The sequence below is a fragment of the Rhizobium sp. BT-226 genome (assembly GCF_025847085.2).
Classification (GTDB): domain Bacteria; phylum Pseudomonadota; class Alphaproteobacteria; order Rhizobiales; family Rhizobiaceae; genus Rhizobium; species Rhizobium sophorae.
On sequence record NZ_JAOYTI010000005.1, the window covers coordinates 57,714 to 75,164 of the forward strand.

General features: G+C 62.5%; 15 protein-coding genes. 5 read left to right on the forward strand and 10 right to left on the reverse strand.

Going from position 1 to position 17,451, the window contains the following annotated elements; genetic code table 11:
- Position 1 precedes the first annotated feature (1 nt).
- The 4 genes from OIU37_RS27320 (at position 2) to pepT (ending at position 4,055) form a co-directional block, all read left to right on the forward strand.
- Positions 2–832: a carbohydrate ABC transporter permease gene (locus OIU37_RS27320; protein WP_264259247.1), complete on the forward strand. Its 831-nt coding sequence runs from the start codon at positions 2–4 to the stop codon at positions 830–832.
- A gap of 4 nt (positions 833–836) precedes the next feature.
- Complete coding sequence (locus OIU37_RS27325; RefSeq protein WP_264259248.1) at positions 837–1,895, forward strand: ABC transporter ATP-binding protein; 1,059 nt, start codon at positions 837–839, stop codon at positions 1,893–1,895.
- 70 nt (positions 1,896–1,965) lie between these two features.
- On the forward strand, positions 1,966–2,718 hold the full coding sequence (locus tag OIU37_RS27330) for a metallophosphoesterase (RefSeq protein ID WP_264259249.1): 753 nt from the start codon (positions 1,966–1,968) through the stop codon (positions 2,716–2,718).
- A gap of 104 nt (positions 2,719–2,822) precedes the next feature.
- Positions 2,823–4,055, forward strand: coding sequence for a peptidase T (gene pepT / locus OIU37_RS27335; RefSeq protein WP_264259250.1), 1,233 nt, complete (start codon positions 2,823–2,825; stop codon positions 4,053–4,055).
- 40 nt (positions 4,056–4,095) lie between these two features.
- On the opposite strand, the gene OIU37_RS27340 is transcribed toward pepT, so the two are convergent.
- The 5 genes from OIU37_RS27340 to OIU37_RS27360 all read right to left on the reverse strand — a co-directional run bounded on the left by OIU37_RS27340 (position 4,096) and on the right by OIU37_RS27360 (position 9,000).
- On the reverse strand, positions 4,096–4,932 hold the full coding sequence (locus OIU37_RS27340) for a cell wall hydrolase (RefSeq protein WP_180696690.1): 837 nt from the start codon (positions 4,930–4,932) through the stop codon (positions 4,096–4,098).
- A 263-nt stretch (positions 4,933–5,195) separates the two neighbouring features.
- Positions 5,196–6,236 carry a sulfate/molybdate ABC transporter ATP-binding protein gene (locus OIU37_RS27345; RefSeq protein ID WP_264259251.1) on the reverse strand — a complete coding sequence of 347 codons (1,041 nt, stop codon included), beginning with the start codon at positions 6,234–6,236 and terminating at the stop codon, positions 5,196–5,198.
- A gap of 10 nt (positions 6,237–6,246) precedes the next feature.
- A complete protein-coding gene (cysW, locus tag OIU37_RS27350) occupies positions 6,247–7,119 on the reverse strand; it encodes a sulfate ABC transporter permease subunit CysW (RefSeq protein WP_171604787.1) in 873 nt (290 codons plus the stop codon).
- Positions 7,109–7,966, reverse strand: a complete 858-nt coding sequence (gene cysT / locus OIU37_RS27355; RefSeq protein ID WP_168312180.1) for a sulfate ABC transporter permease subunit CysT — start codon at positions 7,964–7,966, stop codon at positions 7,109–7,111. The genes cysW and cysT overlap by 11 nt, the downstream gene beginning before the upstream one ends.
- 8 nt (positions 7,967–7,974) lie before the next feature.
- Positions 7,975–9,000 (reverse strand): sulfate ABC transporter substrate-binding protein, encoded by a 1,026-nt coding sequence (locus tag OIU37_RS27360; RefSeq protein WP_171604788.1) that lies wholly within the window; start codon positions 8,998–9,000, stop codon positions 7,975–7,977.
- A gap of 361 nt (positions 9,001–9,361) precedes the next feature.
- Here OIU37_RS27360 and OIU37_RS27365 point away from each other — a divergent pair, with 361 nt between their 5' ends.
- Positions 9,362–10,378: a porin gene (locus OIU37_RS27365; RefSeq protein ID WP_129419082.1), complete on the forward strand. Its 1,017-nt coding sequence runs from the start codon at positions 9,362–9,364 to the stop codon at positions 10,376–10,378.
- 177 nt (positions 10,379–10,555) lie between these two features.
- Here OIU37_RS27365 and OIU37_RS27370 read toward each other — a convergent pair whose 3' ends face one another.
- From OIU37_RS27370 to kdpB, 5 genes are all read right to left on the reverse strand, one after another.
- Positions 10,556–11,011: a PTS sugar transporter subunit IIA gene (locus tag OIU37_RS27370; RefSeq protein ID WP_171604789.1), complete on the reverse strand. Its 456-nt coding sequence runs from the start codon at positions 11,009–11,011 to the stop codon at positions 10,556–10,558.
- Positions 11,012–11,068: 57 nt separating this feature from the next.
- Positions 11,069–11,761: a response regulator transcription factor gene (locus OIU37_RS27375; RefSeq protein ID WP_180696691.1), complete on the reverse strand. Its 693-nt coding sequence runs from the start codon at positions 11,759–11,761 to the stop codon at positions 11,069–11,071.
- A complete protein-coding gene (locus tag OIU37_RS27380; protein WP_264259252.1) occupies positions 11,758–14,466 on the reverse strand; it encodes a sensor histidine kinase KdpD in 2,709 nt (902 codons plus the stop codon). Before OIU37_RS27380 ends, OIU37_RS27375 begins: the two co-directional genes overlap by 4 nt.
- Positions 14,467–14,774: 308 nt before the next feature.
- On the reverse strand, positions 14,775–15,341 hold the full coding sequence (gene kdpC, locus OIU37_RS27385; protein WP_264259253.1) for a potassium-transporting ATPase subunit KdpC: 567 nt from the start codon (positions 15,339–15,341) through the stop codon (positions 14,775–14,777).
- Positions 15,342–15,366: 25 nt separating this feature from the next.
- Positions 15,367–17,427 (reverse strand): potassium-transporting ATPase subunit KdpB, encoded by a 2,061-nt coding sequence (kdpB, locus tag OIU37_RS27390; RefSeq protein WP_264259254.1) that lies wholly within the window; start codon positions 17,425–17,427, stop codon positions 15,367–15,369.
- Between the last annotated feature and the right edge of the window lie 24 nt (positions 17,428–17,451).

Sequence of the window (17,451 nt, forward strand, 5' to 3'; positions counted from 1 at the left end):
CATGAGACGATCCGTCATTCCCACCGTCGCACACCGTCTGGCGATCCTCTGCTACATCGCCTTCGCGCTCTTTCCGCTGTTCTGGCTGCTCAAGGTGTCGGTGACGCCGAACGATCTGCTCTATAGCGAGGGCGTGCGCATGTGGCCGTCGCGCACGACATGGGATCACTATGCTTTCGTGCTGCGGCACAGCGCCTTTCCGACCTTCTTCAAGAACAGCCTGATCGTCTCGGCCTCGACGGCCGTCACCGTGACGATCTGCGCCTCGCTGTCCGGCTACGCGCTGTCGCGCTTCAATTTCCGGGCAAAATACTGGATCGTCGCCCTGATGCTGCTGACCCAGATGTTCCCGCTGGTGATGCTGGTAGCGCCGATCTTCAAGATCCTGTCGCCTCTGCATCTGACCAACAGCCTGACCGGGCTCGTCATCGTTTACACCGCCTTCAACGTGCCTTTCGCCACCTTCCTGATGCAGTCCTTCTTCGACGGCATCCCGAGGGATCTCGAAGAGGCGGCGAAGATTGACGGGGCGACGCAGTTCATGGCGTTTCGCCAGATCATCCTGCCGCTGACGCTGCCGGGCATCGCCGCCACACTCGGTTTCGTTTTCACCGCCGCCTGGAGCGAACTGCTCTTCGCGCTGATGCTGATCAACGGCAACGACGCGGCGACCTTCCCGGTCGGCCTTCTCACCTTCGTTTCGAAATTCTCGGTGGATTTCGGGCAGATGATGGCGGCGGGCGTCATGGCGCTCATTCCGGCCGGCCTCTTCTTCCTGCTCATCCAGCGCTATCTCGTCCAGGGCCTGACGGCCGGCGCGGTCAAGGGTTAAACAAATGGCATCGATCGATATCCGCAATATCCGCAAAGCCTATGGCCATGTGCAGGTGCTGCACGGCGTCGACCTCGAAATCCAGGACGGCGAATTCGTCGTGCTTGTCGGCCCGTCCGGCTGCGGCAAGTCCACACTGCTGCGGATGATCGCCGGGCTGGAGGAGGTCACATCAGGCGAGATCCGCATCGCCGGCAATAGGGTCAACGAGCTGCATCCCAAGGACCGCGACATCGCCATGGTGTTCCAGTCCTATGCGCTCTATCCGCATATGAATGTCGCCGGCAATATGAGCTACAGCCTCAGGCTGCGGAAGGTGGCGAAGGAGAAAATCACCAGCGCGGTAGCCGCGGCGGCCACCAAGCTCGGCCTCGATCCGCTGCTCGAACGAAGGCCGAAGGCGCTTTCCGGCGGCCAGCGTCAGCGCGTTGCCATGGGCCGCGCCATCGTGCGCCAGCCGAAGGCCTTCCTGTTCGACGAACCGCTGTCGAACCTCGATGCGCGCCTGCGCGAACAGATGCGCGCCGAAATCAAGAAACTGCATGGCGACCTGAAGGCGACCTCGATCTACGTGACCCACGACCAGATCGAGGCAATGACGCTGGCGGACCGGATCGTCGCCATGCATGGCGGGGTGGTCCAGCAAGTCGGCAGTCCCCTGGAGCTCTACGACCGCCCCGCCAATCTCTTCGTTGCCGGCTTCATCGGCTCGCCGGGGATGAACTTCCTCGAGGCCACCTATGATGCAGGCGACGTGAAGCTGAAGGACGGCACGATCGTGCCGCTTGCAAAGCCTTTGCCGCTTGTCGACGGTGCGAAGGTGACGCTGGGCATCCGTCCGGAGCATGTGCTGATGAGCGATGGCGGGGCGGGGCTCGCCACCGATGTGGAACTCGTCGAGCCCACAGGCTTCGGCATCATCCTCCACCTTGCCCTGCATGGCCTGCCGTTCAAGATCTTCACACTGAACCGCGAAGCGCTGAAGGCAGGTCCCAAGGTCAATGTGGCCTTCCCGCCCCAGTATCTGCACGTGTTCGACGGCGAAGGAAAACGCGTCGACTGAGCCGCTGGGCCGGTGGCCCGTTGCTGCCGAATTTGGCATAGTGTCTCCGGCAGGGGCGGGGAGGCAGAACATGCTCGTTGCGCAGATATCCGATATCCATGCGAGGCCGGACCTTTCGTCGCTCCGGACGCTGGAGCGAGCGATAGGCTGGCTGGGAACGTTCCACCCGGATGTGCTTGTTGTCACCGGAGATCTGGTGGACGACGGATGGCGGCACGGCTATTGCCTGGTCGCCGAAAGCCTGCGGTCGCTGGACTGCCCTGTTCATCTGTTGCCGGGCAACGGTGATGATCTGCAATTGATGCGCTCCGAGCTTGCCTCCGTCGGCACGTGGATCAATGCGACGGGACCGATGCATTTCCGCACAGCCGTCGATGGCCTGACCCTGTTCGGTGTCGATGTGACCGTCCCCGGTCGGAGCTACGGCGATGTCCTGCCGCATCTGCCATGGCTGGTGAGCGCGCTTGCGGATGTGACGACTCCCGCCCTCCTGTTCATGCATCAGCCGCCATTCAGAATCGGCATCGAGGCGCTGGACCAGGTTGGATGCAGGAACGGCAATGCGCTTCTCAGCACCTTGGAGACGACGCACTGCCTGCCGCTGGCGATTCTCTGCGGCCATGTTCACCGACCCGCATTTGGTCGGCTGGGGACGATCCCCGTCCAGACCTGCGGCTCCCTCTGCCCGCCCAATCCGCTTCTGCTGGAAAGCCGGGCCGATCTTCCGGTGATCGACGGTCCATCCTTTCTCGTGCATGAGGTCAGTGACGGCAGGCTGGTTTCGCATGTGGTATCGATTCCGGCATCCGACAGGAGCGCATGAAACGGATTGAACGGTCATTCCTCCCGCACTGCGAGCGGAAAAATCTTTTGCCCCGTCGCCCATGAGGGCTATATCGTCCGTGTGCTCTTGCTGGACTGGATGCTATGACCGACACTGTTCTCGACCGCTTTCTCCGATATGTCGTTATCGACACGCAATCCGACCCTGCCTCGTCGACGCAGCCGACCACCGGCAAGCAGAAGGATCTCGGCCGGGTTCTGGTCGATGAACTGCTGAAGATCGGTCTGGCGGACGCGCATCTCGATGAACACGGCTATGTCTACGCCACCATTCCGGCCAATAGCGACAAGACGGTGCCGGTCATCTGTTTCTGCTCGCACATGGATACGGCACCCGATTTCAGCGGCACCGATGTCAAGCCGCAGATCGTCAGGAACTATGCCGGCGGGGATATCAAGCTTGCCGGCGACACGGGCCGGGTGATCCGCGTCAGCGACCATCCCGAACTGCAGAACCAGATCGGCAACGATATCGTCACGACCGACGGAACGACATTGCTTGGCGCCGACGACAAGGCCGGACTGGCTGAAATCATGACCGCGGCTGCGATGCTCGTCGACAATCCTGATATCAGGCACGGGACGATCAAGATCCTGTTCACCCCCGACGAGGAAGTCGGGCGCGGCGTCAACAACGTCGACCTGAAGAAACTCGGTGCCGACTTCGCCTATACGATGGACGGCGAGACGGCCGGCCATATCGAGGACGAGACCTTTTCGGCCGACGGCGTCGAGATCAGCATTTCAGGCGTGGCGATCCATCCCGGTTTCGCCAAGGACCGCATGGAAAACGCCATCAAGATCGCCGGCGCCATCATCGACCGGCTGCCGAGGGATATTGCTCCCGAGACCACGGAAGGCCGGCAGGGCTTCATCCATCCGATCGGCGTCACCGGCTCGATGGAGAAGGCGTCGCTGAGCTTCATCATCCGTGACTTCACCGACAAGGGGCTGACGGAAAAGGAAACGATGCTCGAAGCCATCGTCAAGGACGTGATGGCTGCCTATCCCGGCTCGACCTATCATTTTCAGGTGAAGGAGCAGTATCGCAACATGAAGGTGGTGCTCGATCGTCACCCCGAGATCGTCGAGAACGCCATCGAGGCTGTGCGCCGGGCCGGCATGACGCCGGTGCGCGGCAGCATCCGCGGCGGCACGGATGGCTCGCGCCTTTCCTTCATGGGATTGCCGTGCCCGAACATCTTCGCAGGCGGCCATGCCTTCCACTCGCCGCTCGAATGGGTGAGCCGCCAGGATATGGAAAAGGCCGTCAAGACGATCGTAGAACTGGCGAAGGTCTGGGAAGAGCGCGCCTAGGCGCGCTTCCACCTAACTCTTAAACCGGAAGGGTGGTTGACTAGCCGCCGTTCGCCGGAAGGCTTTCGCGCAGCATCACGCTGTCATAGGCGGGCCGGGGCGTCGGGATCGCGATGGGCATTCCCGGCTCAGGCTCGACCGATGTTGCCGGCGATGTTTCCGGCGCGGTCACCGGTGCAGTGATCTGCATCTGCGCCGTGCTCGCCGTCGCCATGGGGTCCGGAGCCGGCAGAGGAATGGGAACCGCCGAGGGTATCAATGCCTCGAATTGCGGCGGCAGCATGCTTTCGCCGGGCACATAATTCATTGCCACCTCGTAGGAGGGCAGCGGCGGCGGCGTTTGAAGCATGCCGTTGGAGTCGCGCTTCTCGTAGAAGGCGTTGCCGCCGGCGACCGTCACATAGTGCATGTTGTCGTAGGGGAATTTCAGTCCATTCGTGTGGAAGAACATCGCATCCTTCACCGCTGGATGGCGGGCGCCCTTGACAAGGATCGCGTCGGCCGCGCTCGCAAGCTCGGGTTCCGCCTGCGGCTTGACTTCGCGCGTCATCACGCCGGGCGCAAATTGCTTTTTCTGCGCCACGACGCCGCAGATGGAAGGGGGATAGGCGCCGGAAGTCAGTCTGTTCATGACAACGGTCCCGACAGCCATGTAGCCGTCCTTGTCCGAATGCTGCGATTCGAAATACATCGCGCGTTGCAGGCAGTCGCGATCCTTGGCCGTATAATTGAACGTAACTTTTGCCGATTGACCCTGCTTCGTCTTGGTGTTCGCCGCCGTTGCCGCCGGTTTCGATGTCGTCGTGCAGCTTGCAGCTGCCAGTCCTACGAACAAAATCCCGATCAGGGATTTTCCAAAGGAAATCTCCGCCCTCAACGCCAAGTGCCTCCTATGGGATTAGTCCAGCCCTTTGTGATTAAGTGAAAACGTTTTACTCGTCATATGACTGAAATACAAACAACCTCAGATCACAAAAAGCCCAAGGGACTCTCGCCAAATGCGATTCCGGCGGTGACCTCCCGCATGTTCCTTAAATCAGAATCGATTTAAGGATAAAATCATCCAGCAATTCAAAGTGTTACAGCTCCTTGCGGCTCTCGAAAAGACGCGCGGCGCAGTCGGTCGCCGCCCTATCTCCATCAGCTGCGGAACAGTTTCCAGCGGGTCGGCTTGAAAGCCACCCGGTTGCGGTCAAGCCTGTCGGCCTCGCTCGGCGGCAATTCGATCTCGATATGCGGGCGATCATTGCCGATATTGAGTTCGATATGGCGAGTGCCGGCCACGCGGCGGCTGGAGACCGGCTGGCCGGCGATACAGTTTTCAGCTGATTCGCAGAGCCTGACGTCATGCGGGCGGAAGTAGAGCTGCGCCGTGCCATCCGGCTCGCCTTCGGCATTGAGGCCGAGCGAGCGGCCGTCGAAGCGAATGTCGCTGTCGGCAACCTCGACCTCAAGGCAGTTCGACTGGCCGATGAAGCCGAAGACGAAGGGAGAATTCGGATTGTCGTAGACCTGGTCCGGCGTGCCGACCTGTTCGATCGCGCCCTGACTCATGACGACGACGCGGTCGGCAAGCTCCAGCGCCTCATCCTGGTCGTGGGTGACGAAGACGGTGGTGTGTCCGGTGCGGTCGTGGATCTCGCGCAGCCATTTGCGCAGGTCCTTGCGCACCTGGGCGTCGAGTGCGCCGAAGGGTTCGTCGAGCAGCAGCACGTTCGGCTCGACAGCCATGGCGCGGGCGAGCGCCACGCGCTGGCGCTGGCCGCCGGAAAGCTGCGCCGGATAGCGTTTCTCAAGGCCGGAAAGCTGCACGAGTTCGAGCAGTTCCAGCGCCCGCCGGCGGATATCGGCCTTCGGCGGCCGCCGCGCACCGCTTCTGACCTTCAGGCCGAAGGAGACGTTTTCGAGCACCGTCATGTAGCGGAACAGAGCGTAATGCTGGAAGACGAAGCCGATATTGCGCTGCTGCACCGATTTCTTCGAGGCATCTTCGTCGCCGAAGAAGATCAGTCCCTCGGTCGGGCTTTCCAGGCCGGCGATCAGGCGCAGCAATGTCGTCTTGCCGGAGCCCGATGGGCCGAGCAGTGCGATCAGCTCGCCGGAGCGAATGTCGAGCGTGACATCGTGCAGCGCCGGAAAACGATCGAATTCCTTGCGGATGTTTTGAACGCGTACTTCCATTCCAATTCCTTCAATGCCGCCGGCTGGCGGCGATTTCCGCGCTATAGCGCATTTCCAGCAGCGTCTTCAAAACAAGAGTCACGAGCGCGAGCAAGGCCAAAAGCGTGGCGACCGCAAAAGCGCCGGTGAAATTATACTCGTTATAGAGAATTTCCACCTGCAGCGGCATGGTGTTCGTCTGGCCGCGGATGTGGCCTGACACCACCGAGACGGCGCCGAATTCGCCCATGGCGCGGGCGTTGCAGAGCAGTACCCCGTAAAGCAAGCCCCATTTGATATTCGGCAACGTCACGTGCCAGAAGGTCTGCCAGCCGCTGGCGCCGAGCGAAAGGGCTGCCTCCTCGTCGGCCGTTCCCTGTTCCTGCATCAGCGGGATCAGCTCACGGGCGACGAAGGGGAAGGTGACGAACATGGTGGCGAGGATCAACCCCGGCACCGCAAACAGGATCTTGATGTCGTGCGCGCTGAACCACTGGCCGAGCCAGGTACTGGAGCCGAACAGCAGAACGAAGACCAGGCCCGATATGACGGGTGAGACCGAGAAGGGCAGGTCGATCAGCGTCGTCAGGAAGGCCTTGCCCTTGAACTCGAACTTGGCGATCGCCCAGGCGGCGGCAACCCCGAAGATGAGGTTGAGCGGCACGCTGACGCCGGCAACGATCAGTGTCAGGCGGATCGCCGAGAAGGTCTCGGCGTCGGCGAGCGCCTCGAGAAAGGGGCTGGCTCCCTTGCGGAAGGCCTCGACGAAGACGGCTGCGAGCGGCAGAAGCAGGATCAGCAACAGGAAGACGAGCGAGAGGATGATCAGGGTGAAGCGTGCGATCCTGTTTTCGGTGGTCACCGAACGCAGCTTCGTTGGTTGAGCGGTCGCATCAAGCGCCATAACCGTACCTCCGCCTGCTCCAGCTCTGGATGAGATTGATGACGAGCAGCATGGCGAACGAGATGATCAGCATGATCGCCGCAATGCCGGTCGCTGCGGCGTAATTATACTCTTCGAGTTTGATGATGATCAGCAGCGGCGCGATCTCCGATTTGAACGGCAGGTTGCCGGCGATGAAGATGACCGAGCCGTATTCGCCGACGCCGCGGGCAAAGGCGAGCGCAAAGCCGGTGAGCACGGCGGGCGCCAGCCCCGGCAGCAGTACGCGGAAAATCGTCTGGAAGCGATTGGCGCCGAGCGTTGCCGCAGCCTCCTCCACTTCCTTGTCGATTTCCTCCATGACCGGCTGCACGGTGCGCACCACGAAGGGCAGGCCGACGAAGATCAGCGCCACGACGATACCGGCCGGTGTAAAGGCGATCTTGATGCCGAGCGGCGTCAGGAACTGGCCGATCCAGCCGTTCGGCGCGTAGAGCGTCGTCAGCGCGATGCCGGCAACGGCGGTCGGCAGCGCAAAGGGCAGGTCGACCATGGCATCGATGACGCGCTTGCCGGGAAAGCGGTAGCGCACCAGCACCCATGCCAGGATGATGCCGAACACGGCGTTGACGATCGCGGCGATGAAGGCGCTGCCGAAGCTGATGCGCAATGCGTTCAGCGTGCGCGGATCGAGCGCGATCGACCAGAATGTTTCCCAGCCGAGCGCGCTCGACCGGACGGCAAGGCCCGAGAGCGGGATGAGGATCAGAAGGGTGAGCCAGGTCAAGGTAAGGCCGAGCGCCATTCCGAAACCCGGAATGACACTCGGCCGCTTGAACCGCCACCGCGTGGGGCTATGTGCTTTCATGAAGTCTATTATTGGGCCGGCTTGTAGATTTGGTCAAATACCCCGCCATCACCGAAGAATTTCGGCTGTGCGTCCTTCCAGCCGCCAAAGTCGTCGATAGTCGCCAGCGTCAGCTTCGGGAAGCGGGCGATGTCAGCCGGATCGGCGGCTTCCGGCTTGGTCGGCCGATAGTAGTGCTTGGCAGCAATCTTCTGGCCCTCGTCCGAATAGAGGTAATTAAGATAGGCTTCGGCGACCTTGCGTGTGCCCTTCTTGTCGACATTGCCGTCGACGACGGCGACCGGCGGGTCGGCGCGGATGGAGAAGGCCGGCGTTACGATCTCGAACTGGTCGGGACCGAGCTCTTCAAGCGAAAGGTAGGCTTCGTTTTCCCAGGCGAGCAGCACGTCGCCGAGGCCGCGCTGGACGAAGGTGGTCGTGGCGCCGCGGGCGCCGGTATCGAGAACCGGAACGTGCTGCAGCAGTTTCGTCACATATTCCTGCGCCTTGGCGTCGTCGCCGCCATTCGCCTGCTTGGCCCATGCCCAGGCGGCAAGGAAGTTCCAGCGGGCGCCGCCCGAGGTCTTCGGGTTCGGGGTGATGACCTGCACGTCGTCCTTGATCAGGTCGCCCCAATCCTTGATGCCCTTCGGATTGCCCTTGCGGACCAGGAAGACGATCGTCGACGTATAGGGCGTCGAATTGTTGGGCAACTTGGTCTTCCAGTCGGCCGGGATCTTGCCGGTCTTCTTGGCGATGGCGTCGATATCGCCTTCGAGAGCCAGAGTGACGACATCGGCGTCGAGGCCGTCGATGACGGAGCGGGCCTGAGCGCCGGAGCCGCCATGCGATGCCTGGATCGTCACGGTTTCACCGGTGTCCTTCTGCCACTTGGCGGCAAAGGCGGCATTGAAATCCTTATACAATTCGCGAGTCGGATCGTAGGAAACGTTAAGAAGCGTCTGATCCGCGAATGCAGGAGCGATGCTCCCGATTGCGAAGCTGCCTGCCATGACCGCGGCTGCGATGAGCCGGGTGAGCCGTTGTGTCTGCATTGGGGAACCCTCCGTGTTTGTGCCTAAACACTATCAAGTCAGTCGTATAATGAAACAAAGGTTCTTCCGGTTCCGGCGCTACCGTTAGAATGCCGTTCCATTTCAGGGTCGATTTTGAAATAGACGTGCCGAAGTTGGCCGCGGCCAATCGGCCGCCGCTGTCGTCCCGTCGCAGGGCCGTGTTTTTTTGGCCACAGTTCCTCCACGAAAGCGCCATTCTCCGCAGATTTTTGCCAAGTTTTTGCCGCGATGGCACTTGCGGGTTCCTATATGGCTCCCGTGCGGCCGTATTCGCCGACCGCTACGCGGGGGCATCCCTTGAAGTGCGCCTCGCATTCCAAACCTGTTAGGGCCATTCAAAATGAATATCAGAACTATCCTTTTTGCCTCCGTTGCCGCCCTTGCCGCGGCCTCCGGAGCCCGCGCAGCCGACGCCATCGTGGCGGCGGAACCCGAGCCCGTGGAATATGTTCGCGTTTGCGACGCCTACGGTACCGGCTATTTTTATATTCCGGGAACGGAAACATGCCTTTCGATCGGCGGTTACATCCGTACCGAAGTGCGCTTCGGTGAGCAGATATCCGGCGATTCCGACGTAAACTTCTGGACTCGCGGTCAGGTCACCTTCCAGGCCAAGAACGACACCGAGTATGGTACGCTCACCGGCGTCATCACGCTGCGTTACAATGTCGACAACGCCTCCGATCAGGAAGCTTTGCTGGATGAGGGCTATCTCGACATTGCCGGTTTCCGCGCCGGTAAGCTGTATAGCTGGTGGGATGACGACATGAGCGGCGAGACAGATACGCTCGCCAGCAACGAGACGACCCACAACTCGATCCGTTATCAGTACGAGTCCGGCGCTTTCGCGGCCGGCATTTCGGTCGACGAACTGGAAGATGACTACGCCACCAAGCCGGGCGAAGGCCCGAATAACTTTGGTGTCGCAGGCCAGGTCTCCTACAAGGCCGGCGCCATCAGCGCTTACCTGCTTGCCGGTTATGACACCGACACCAGCGAAGTCGCTGTCCGCGGTATCGTCTATGCCGACATCGGCCCGGGCACGCTCGGCATCGCCGGCGTATGGGCAAGCGGCGCCAACTACTACTACGAAGAGTCCGAATGGACGATCGCAGCAGAATACGCCTTGAAGATCAACGACAAGTGGAAGGTCACTCCCGGCTTCCAGTACTTCGAAAACATCGCTCTCGAGGCTGACGGCAACGGCTTCACCGGCGGCAGCGCCTACACGACCGGTGTTACCATCGACTACCAGATCGTCGAAGACCTGCGTTCGAAGCTCAGCGTGCAATATCACGATGAGGACGAAGGCGACGACGAAGTGTTCGGCTTCCTGCGCTTCCAGCGCGATTTCTAAAGCAATTCCAGGAAACGTGCGAAGCGGTTTTCCGTCCGGACTTGCGTAAAATCAAGAGATTAGAGCGGTTCTGCGTTAAGCTGAACCGCTCTAACTTAGTCTGATTGCAGACGAGCGGGCGCGACCTTCGGGCCGCGCCTTTTTATAGTGCCGAAAAGTGTGAGCGGTTTTTGGGCGTCACACCCGTGAATCGGCGATGAAATCGGAATAGAATTCGTCGACCGTTCTTGCCTTGCGCATGGCGGCAAGCACGCCGTCCGATTGCAGGCGGCGCGCGATGGCGGACAGCACGTTCAGATATTCGCCGCGATTGTTTTCTCCGAAGAGCAGCACGAAGGCGATGTCGGTCGGGATATCGTCGATTGCCTCGAACTCCAACGGCTGGGCGAAGCGGATGAGCAGGCCGCGCGGGCTGGTCATGCCGTCGATCGCCGCATGCGGGATGGCGATGCCGTTGCCGATCCCCGTCGAGCCGAGCTTCTCACGCACTTCCAGCGCCTTCAGGATGGTGTGGCCGTCGACGGAGAAAGCCTTGGCGGCCTTGTCGGCTATGGTCTGCAGCGCGCGCCATTTGGTCTGCGCCGACACGCCGATGAAGCTGTGTTCCGGCCTGATGATGTTGGGAAGGTTCATGTCATTCTCGATGCTGTTCGGGCTCGATACTGTTCGGGCAGCAGGAGGGAAGGGACGTCAGTCCGGTTCCCTGAGCCGGTAGCCGACGCCGGTCTCCGTGGTGATATAGTGCGGCTGGTCCGGAATCTGCTCGATTTTTTGCCGCAGTTGCCGGACATAGACGCGCAGATACTGCACATCAGCCGCCGGCCCCCATATCTGCTTTAGAAGAAACTGGTGTGTCAGCACCTTGCCGGCATGCTGGGCAAGCACGCGCAGGATGTCGTATTCCTTCGGCGACAGTTTTATTTCTGCGCCGTCGACCTTGACGATGCGCTTGACGAGATCGATCGACAGCCCGCCTGTCTGGAAGATCGCCTTTTCCCCCTGCTGCTGCAGGCGGTGGCGCAGCGCCACGCGGATGCGGGCGCCGAGTTCGTTGATGCCGAAGGGCTTGGTGACGTAATCGTCGGCGCCGCTTTCCAGCGCCTTGACGATGCCGGCCTCGTCGGTGCGACTGGAGAGAATGACGACCGGCATGGAAAGCCCTTCGTTGCGCCACTCCTGCAGCAGGTCGTGGCCTGATTTGTCGGGCAGGCCGAGGTCGAGCACGATGAGGTCGGGCATGACGTCGGCGACCGACTGGCGGGCGGCGCTGGCGTTCGGCGCTTCCTGCACCTCGTAGCCCTGCGCGGTCAGGCCGACGCGGAGCAGCTTGCGGATCGGAGGCTCGTCGTCGACGACGAGGATTTTGACGGCTGAACCGGTCATCGGAGTTCATCCAGTTTCGGAATGTCGGTGGGTTTCGGCAGGCGGATGGTGAAGACGGCGCCCGGACGGCCCGTCCGGTTGCCGGCGGTGATCGTGCCGCCCATGGCCTCGATGAAGCCGCGGCAGATGGAAAGGCCAAGCCCGGTGCCGGCGCGCACCTGATCGCCCTTGCGCACGCGGTAGAAGGTGTCGAAGACGCGGGTGAGATCGGCCGGCGGAATGCCCGGGCCTTCGTCCGAGACCTGCACGACGACGTTGTCGGCATCTGCCCAGCCCTCGATGTGGATCACCGATCCGTCGGGCGCGTATTTCGCGGCATTGTCGAGCAGGTTGAAGATCACCTGCTCAAAGAGGACAGGATCGACGCGCACCATCGGCAGGTCGGCGGGAATGCTCATTTCGGTCTTGTGATGATCGAGGATCTTTGCTGCCCGGCGCAGGGCGCTGCCGATGATATCGCCGGCATAATGCAGCGCGTGGTTCGGCTCCATCGCGCCGGATTCGAGCTTGGTCATGTCGAGCAGGTTCGCGATGAAGCGGTTGAGGCGTTCGGATTCGTCGACGACGGTCGACAGCAGATCGCTGCGGTCCTCCTCCGGCATCGAGGCGAAATAATCGCGCAGCGTGCCGGCGGCGCCGAGGATGGCGGCAAGCGGGGTCTTCAGGTCGTGCGAAATCGATGTCAGCAGGGCCGAGCGCAACCGGTCCGCTTCGGCCGCAAGTCTTGCCCGGTCGACATCGGCAACAAGCTGGATGCGTTCGATGGCAAGGGCCGCCTGGTCGGCGAGCGCATCGAGCAGCCGCTGTTGCTCGGGCGTCAACAGCGGTCCGTCGCGGCGGTCGCTGTCGAGGCCGATGACGCCGACGGCGGTGCGCCCGGTTCGGAGCGGCACATAGAGGCGTTTGGCGCCGGGCAGGGTATCGGCGCCGCGGCCGGCGGCATGATTATGCTCCCAGGCCCAGCGGGCGGCGGCGATATCGGCATCGTCGAGCGTATCATCAGGAGGATAACCGGCCTTGACGGCGATGCTGCCCTCTTCCGGCAGCAGCAGCACGACGCGGACCTTCAGCATTGAGGCGAGCTGGAAGGCGGTTGCCCAGAGCACATCGTCGAGCGTGCCGGTGCCGGCGAGCTTTTTCGAGAAGAGATAGAGGTCCTCCGTCGTGCGCGCCCGCTGGCGGGCGGCGGCGGCCTGGCGCTGCACGGTCGCGGTCAGGTTGCTGGCGATGATGGCGACGCCCAGGAAGAAGAACAGGGCAAGCACGCTTTCCGGATCGCTGATCGTCAGCGTGTAGCGCGGCGGCAGGAAAAAGAAGTTGAAGGACAGCGCGCTGAGGATGCAGCTGTAAAGCGCTGGCCGCAGGCCGTGGAGGACGGCCGAGGTCAGCACCGCCATCAGGAAGACGAGGGCGAGGTTGCGCACGTCGAGCACCTGGTCGAGCACGACGCTGACGCCGAGCGCGATGGCGACATAACCGGTCGCCAGCAGGTAGGCCCTGAAATCCAGTGGCGGCGCGGTAGCGGCCGCCCTGACGCCACGCGCGGTGGTGCCGTCCTTCTCATTACCCGAAATGACATGGACGCTGATCTCGCCGGTCTTGCGGATCAGCTCGTCGGTGATCGAGCGGTGCCACCAATCGCGCCATGTCGGCTTCTTCGGGGCGCCGATGACGATGTGGGTGACGTTGTTGGCGGTGGCGTGGCGGACGAGCTCTTCGGCTACCTCGCGGCCGGGAAGGGTGATCGCCTCGCCGCCGAGCTGCTCGGCAAGGCGCAGCGTGGATGCGACGGTATCGCGCTCGGCTTCCGTCAGATTGATCGAGCGGTTGGTCTCGATATAGACGGCGGCCCAGGGCGCACGCAGCCGCGAGGCCATGCGGGCGGCGTAGCGCACCAGCGAGGCGGAGCGCGGATGGTGGTCGACCGAGACGAGGACACGTTCGCCCGCCGCCCAGGGGCCTGATATGGCATGCGCCTGCATATGCGTGAGCAACTGGTCGTCGACGCGCTGGGCGGTCTTGCGCAGTGCGAGCTCGCGCAGCGCCGTCAGGTTGCCCGGCGTGAAATAATTGGTCAGCGCCCGCTCGGCGGTGCGCGGCATGTAGACCTTGCCGTCATGCAGGCGCTTAATGAGATCATCCGGCGTCAGATCGATGATCTCGACGTCATCGGCAAGGTCGATGATCGAGTCCGGCACCGTCTCGCGCACGCGGATGCGGGTGATCTGCGAGACGACGTCGTTCAGGCTTTCGACATGCTGGATGTTCAACGTCGTATAGACGTCGATGCCACGATCGAGCAATTCCTTGACGTCGAGGTAGCGCTTCGGATGGCGGCTGCCCTCGGCATTGGTATGGGCGAGTTCGTCGACCAGCACGAGATCGGGCCGGCGGGTGAGGATGCCGTCAAGGTCCATTTCCTCGAGCGGCCGGCCCTTGTAGCTGATTTCGACACGGGGGATGATCTCGAAGCCGGCGACGAGCGCCTCGGTCTCCTTGCGGCCATGGGTCTCGACGACGCCGATGACGACATCGAGACCGTCGGCGATCTTGGCACGGCCGGAGACGAGCATCTCGTAGGTCTTGCCGACGCCGGGGGCGGCACCCAGAAAGATTTTCAGACGGCCGCGCGTCTCAGCCCGGGCTTTTTCGAGAAGCGCATCGGGCGAGGGCCTGCCGGCCTGGTCGCGATTGTCGTCTGGCATGTGGTTCGGTCTTTCTGCGGGTGGCTGTACTTGAGGATGAGCGCTACGCTTCTCGGTCCCTCGTCAAGTTAGTACAGCCGAGGGGCCGGCATTGTTTGGTTCAGCTCGCGGATGGCATTCCTGACGCGGGCGCCCAACGCCGTGAATGGTTTCCTTCCGCTCGCCCCACCCTCCGTCATGCTCGGGCTTGACCCGAGCATCCATACCGCATCCGTCAGCAGCCATGGGCATGGATCCTCGGGTCAAGCCCAAGGATGACGGAGAGCGGGGTTGGCCTCGTCGCCAAACCCGCGCCCAGCCTGCCAGGGTCACTCAGTCATAGAAGCATCAAGGCTCTGGTTCAACGCCAGAACATTGACGGTGGGTTCGCCGAGAAGGCCGATTTCGCGGTCTTGGACAGCACCGTCGACCAGCGCCTTGACCTTGGCCTCGTCAAGGCTTCGCGCCTTGGCGACGCGCGCCACCTGAAAATAGGCGGCCTCCGGCGAGATATCGGGATCAAGGCCGCTGCCCGAAGCGGTGACGAGGTCGGCGGGCACGTCGGCTGTCGGGTTCGTCGCCTTGGCGGCCTCATAGTCGCCCTTGACGCGGTCGATCAGCTTCTGACTGGTCGGACCGAGGTTCGAGCCGCTGGAGGCAGCCGCATTGTAGCCGTCGCCGGCGGCCGAGGGACGGCTGTGGAAATATTTGTCGCTGGTGAAGGCCTGGCCGATCAGCGTCGAGCCGATCACTTGGCCGTTCTTCTCGATCAGGCTGCCGTTCGCCTGGGTCGGGAAGAGGGCCTGGGCGGCACCGGTCATGGCGAGCGGATAGAGAAGGCCGGTGATGGCGGTGGTGGCAACGATCATGACGACCGCCGGACGAAGTTCTTTCAATTGTCTTACTCCTTCGAATGTTCAGTTAGGCAAGGCCGAGGGCTGCGACAGCCATGTCGATCGCCTTGATGCCCATGAAGGGGACGATGATGCCGCCGGCACCGTAGATCAGCAGGTTGCGCGACAGCAGCGCACCGGCGCCGATCGGACGGTAGCGCACACCCTTCAGCGACAGTGGGATCAGCGCGATGATGATCAGCGCGTTGAAGATGATCGCCGAGAGAATGGCGCTTTGCGGCGTCGAAAGCCCCATGATGTTCAGGACGCCGAGCTGCGGGTAGAAGGTCAGGAACATCGCCGGGATGATGGCGAAGTATTTGGCGATGTCATTGGCGATCGAAAAGGTCGTCAGCGCGCCGCGCGTCATCAACAGCTGTTTGCCGATCTCGACGATCTCGATGAGCTTCGTCGGGTCCGAGTCGAGGTCGACCATGTTTCCGGCCTCGCGGGCGGCGACCGTGCCGGTGTTCATGGCGACGCCGACATCGGCCTGGGCGAGCGCCGGCGCGTCGTTGGTGCCGTCGCCGCACATGGCGACGAGCTTACCCTTCGATTGTTCCTCGCGCATCAGCGCCAGCTTCATCTCCGGCGTTGCCTGGGCGAGGAAATCGTCGACGCCGGCCTCGGCGGCGATGGCGGCCGCCGTCAGCGGGTTGTCGCCTGTGATCATCACGGTGCGGATGCCCATCCGGCGAAGCTCGGTGAAGCGCTCGCGGATGCCGCCTTTGACGATGTCCTTCAACTGGATGACGCCGAGCAACCTGCCGTCGCGGGCAACGGCCAGCGGCGTGCCGCCTGATTTGGCGACCTCGTCGGCGATCGACTGCAGTTCACGCACGACCTCGCTGCCGTTCTTCGAAGATGCGTCGCCGTTGACATAGGTCAACACGGCATCGACCGCACCCTTGCGGATCGAAGCGCCTTCGAGATCGACGCCGCTCATGCGTGTCTGGGCGGTGAAGGGCACGAAGGTGGCTTTGAGGCTTGCCATGTCGCGGCCGCGGATCGCGTATTTCTCCTTGGCGAGCACGACGATGGAACGGCCTTCCGGCGTTTCGTCGGCAAGCGAGGCGAGCTGAGCGGCGTCGGCGAGATCCTGTTCGGACACGCCGCGAACCGGGCGGAAGGTCGTCGCCTGGCGATTGCCGAGGGTGATCGTGCCCGTCTTGTCGAGCAGCAGCGTGTCGACGTCGCCGGCGGCTTCGACCGCGCGGCCGGACATGGCGAGCACGTTGAAGCGGACGAGGCGGTCCATGCCGGCGATGCCGATCGCCGACAACAGCGCGCCGATCGTCGTCGGAATCAGCGTGACGAAGAGGGCGACGAGCACGATGATCGGGATCGAGCCACCGGCATAGATGGCAAAGCTCGGGATCGTCGCGGTGGCAAGCACGAAGATCAGCGTCATGCCGGCAAGCAGGATGTTGAGCGCGATCTCGTTCGGCGTCTTCTGCCGCTCCGCGCCTTCTACGAGCGCGATCATCCGATCGAGGAAGGTCGAGCCGGCAGCGGCGGTGATGCGCACGCGGATCCAGTCGGACAGCACCTGTGTGCCGCCGGTGACCGCCGAGCGATCGCCGCCGGATTCGCGGATCACAGGGGCGGATTCGCCGGTGATCGCCGCTTCGTTGACGGAGGCTACACCTTCGATGACCTCGCCGTCCGACGGGATGATGTCGCCGGCCTCGACGAGCACGAGATCGCCGACCTTGAGGCTGGTGCCCGGCACCATGCGGTAGCCGCTGCCATTATTGGCGGTGAGCAGCTTCGCCTGAGTTTCGGTGCGCGCCTTGCGCAGCGAATCCGCCTGCGCCTTGCCGCGGCCTTCGGCGACGGCTTCGGCGAAATTGGCAAACAACACGGTGAACCAGAGCCAGAGATTGATCTGGAACGAGAAGCCGAGATTGCCGTTGCCCGCCACCAGATCGCGCAGGAAGAGGACGGTGGTCAGCACCGAGACCGTGGCCACGACAAACATGACCGGGTTTCTGGCAAGCGCGCGGGGGTTGAGCTTCTTGAAAGCGGCCCCCACGGCCGGAATGAGGATGCGAGAATCCATGACGCTCGCGGATTTTGCCTGGCTCATAAGAGACTCCAGCTTTGAAACGAG

Bases quoted from the DNA above. Each gene is read 5' to 3' on its own strand.
- OIU37_RS27325 (WP_264259248.1), top strand. From the start codon at position 837: ATGGCATCGATCGATATCCGCAATATCCGCAAAGCCTATGGCCATGTG.
- OIU37_RS27380 (WP_264259252.1), bottom strand. From the start codon at position 14,466: ATGCCAGACGACAATCGCGACCAGGCCGGCAGGCCCTCGCCCGATGCG.
- OIU37_RS27360 (WP_171604788.1), bottom strand. From the start codon at position 9,000: ATGCAGACACAACGGCTCACCCGGCTCATCGCAGCCGCGGTCATGGCA.
- OIU37_RS27320 (WP_264259247.1), top strand. From the start codon at position 2: ATGAGACGATCCGTCATTCCCACCGTCGCACACCGTCTGGCGATCCTC.
- kdpB (WP_264259254.1), bottom strand. From the start codon at position 17,427: ATGAGCCAGGCAAAATCCGCGAGCGTCATGGATTCTCGCATCCTCATT.
- OIU37_RS27365 (WP_129419082.1), top strand. From the start codon at position 9,362: ATGAATATCAGAACTATCCTTTTTGCCTCCGTTGCCGCCCTTGCCGCG.
- OIU37_RS27330 (WP_264259249.1), top strand. From the start codon at position 1,966: ATGCTCGTTGCGCAGATATCCGATATCCATGCGAGGCCGGACCTTTCG.
- pepT (WP_264259250.1), top strand. From the start codon at position 2,823: ATGACCGACACTGTTCTCGACCGCTTTCTCCGATATGTCGTTATCGAC.
- OIU37_RS27370 (WP_171604789.1), bottom strand. From the start codon at position 11,011: ATGAACCTTCCCAACATCATCAGGCCGGAACACAGCTTCATCGGCGTG.
- cysW (WP_171604787.1), bottom strand. From the start codon at position 7,119: ATGGCGCTTGATGCGACCGCTCAACCAACGAAGCTGCGTTCGGTGACC.
- OIU37_RS27375 (WP_180696691.1), bottom strand. From the start codon at position 11,761: ATGACCGGTTCAGCCGTCAAAATCCTCGTCGTCGACGACGAGCCTCCG.
- OIU37_RS27345 (WP_264259251.1), bottom strand. From the start codon at position 6,236: ATGGAAGTACGCGTTCAAAACATCCGCAAGGAATTCGATCGTTTTCCG.
- cysT (WP_168312180.1), bottom strand. From the start codon at position 7,966: ATGAAAGCACATAGCCCCACGCGGTGGCGGTTCAAGCGGCCGAGTGTC.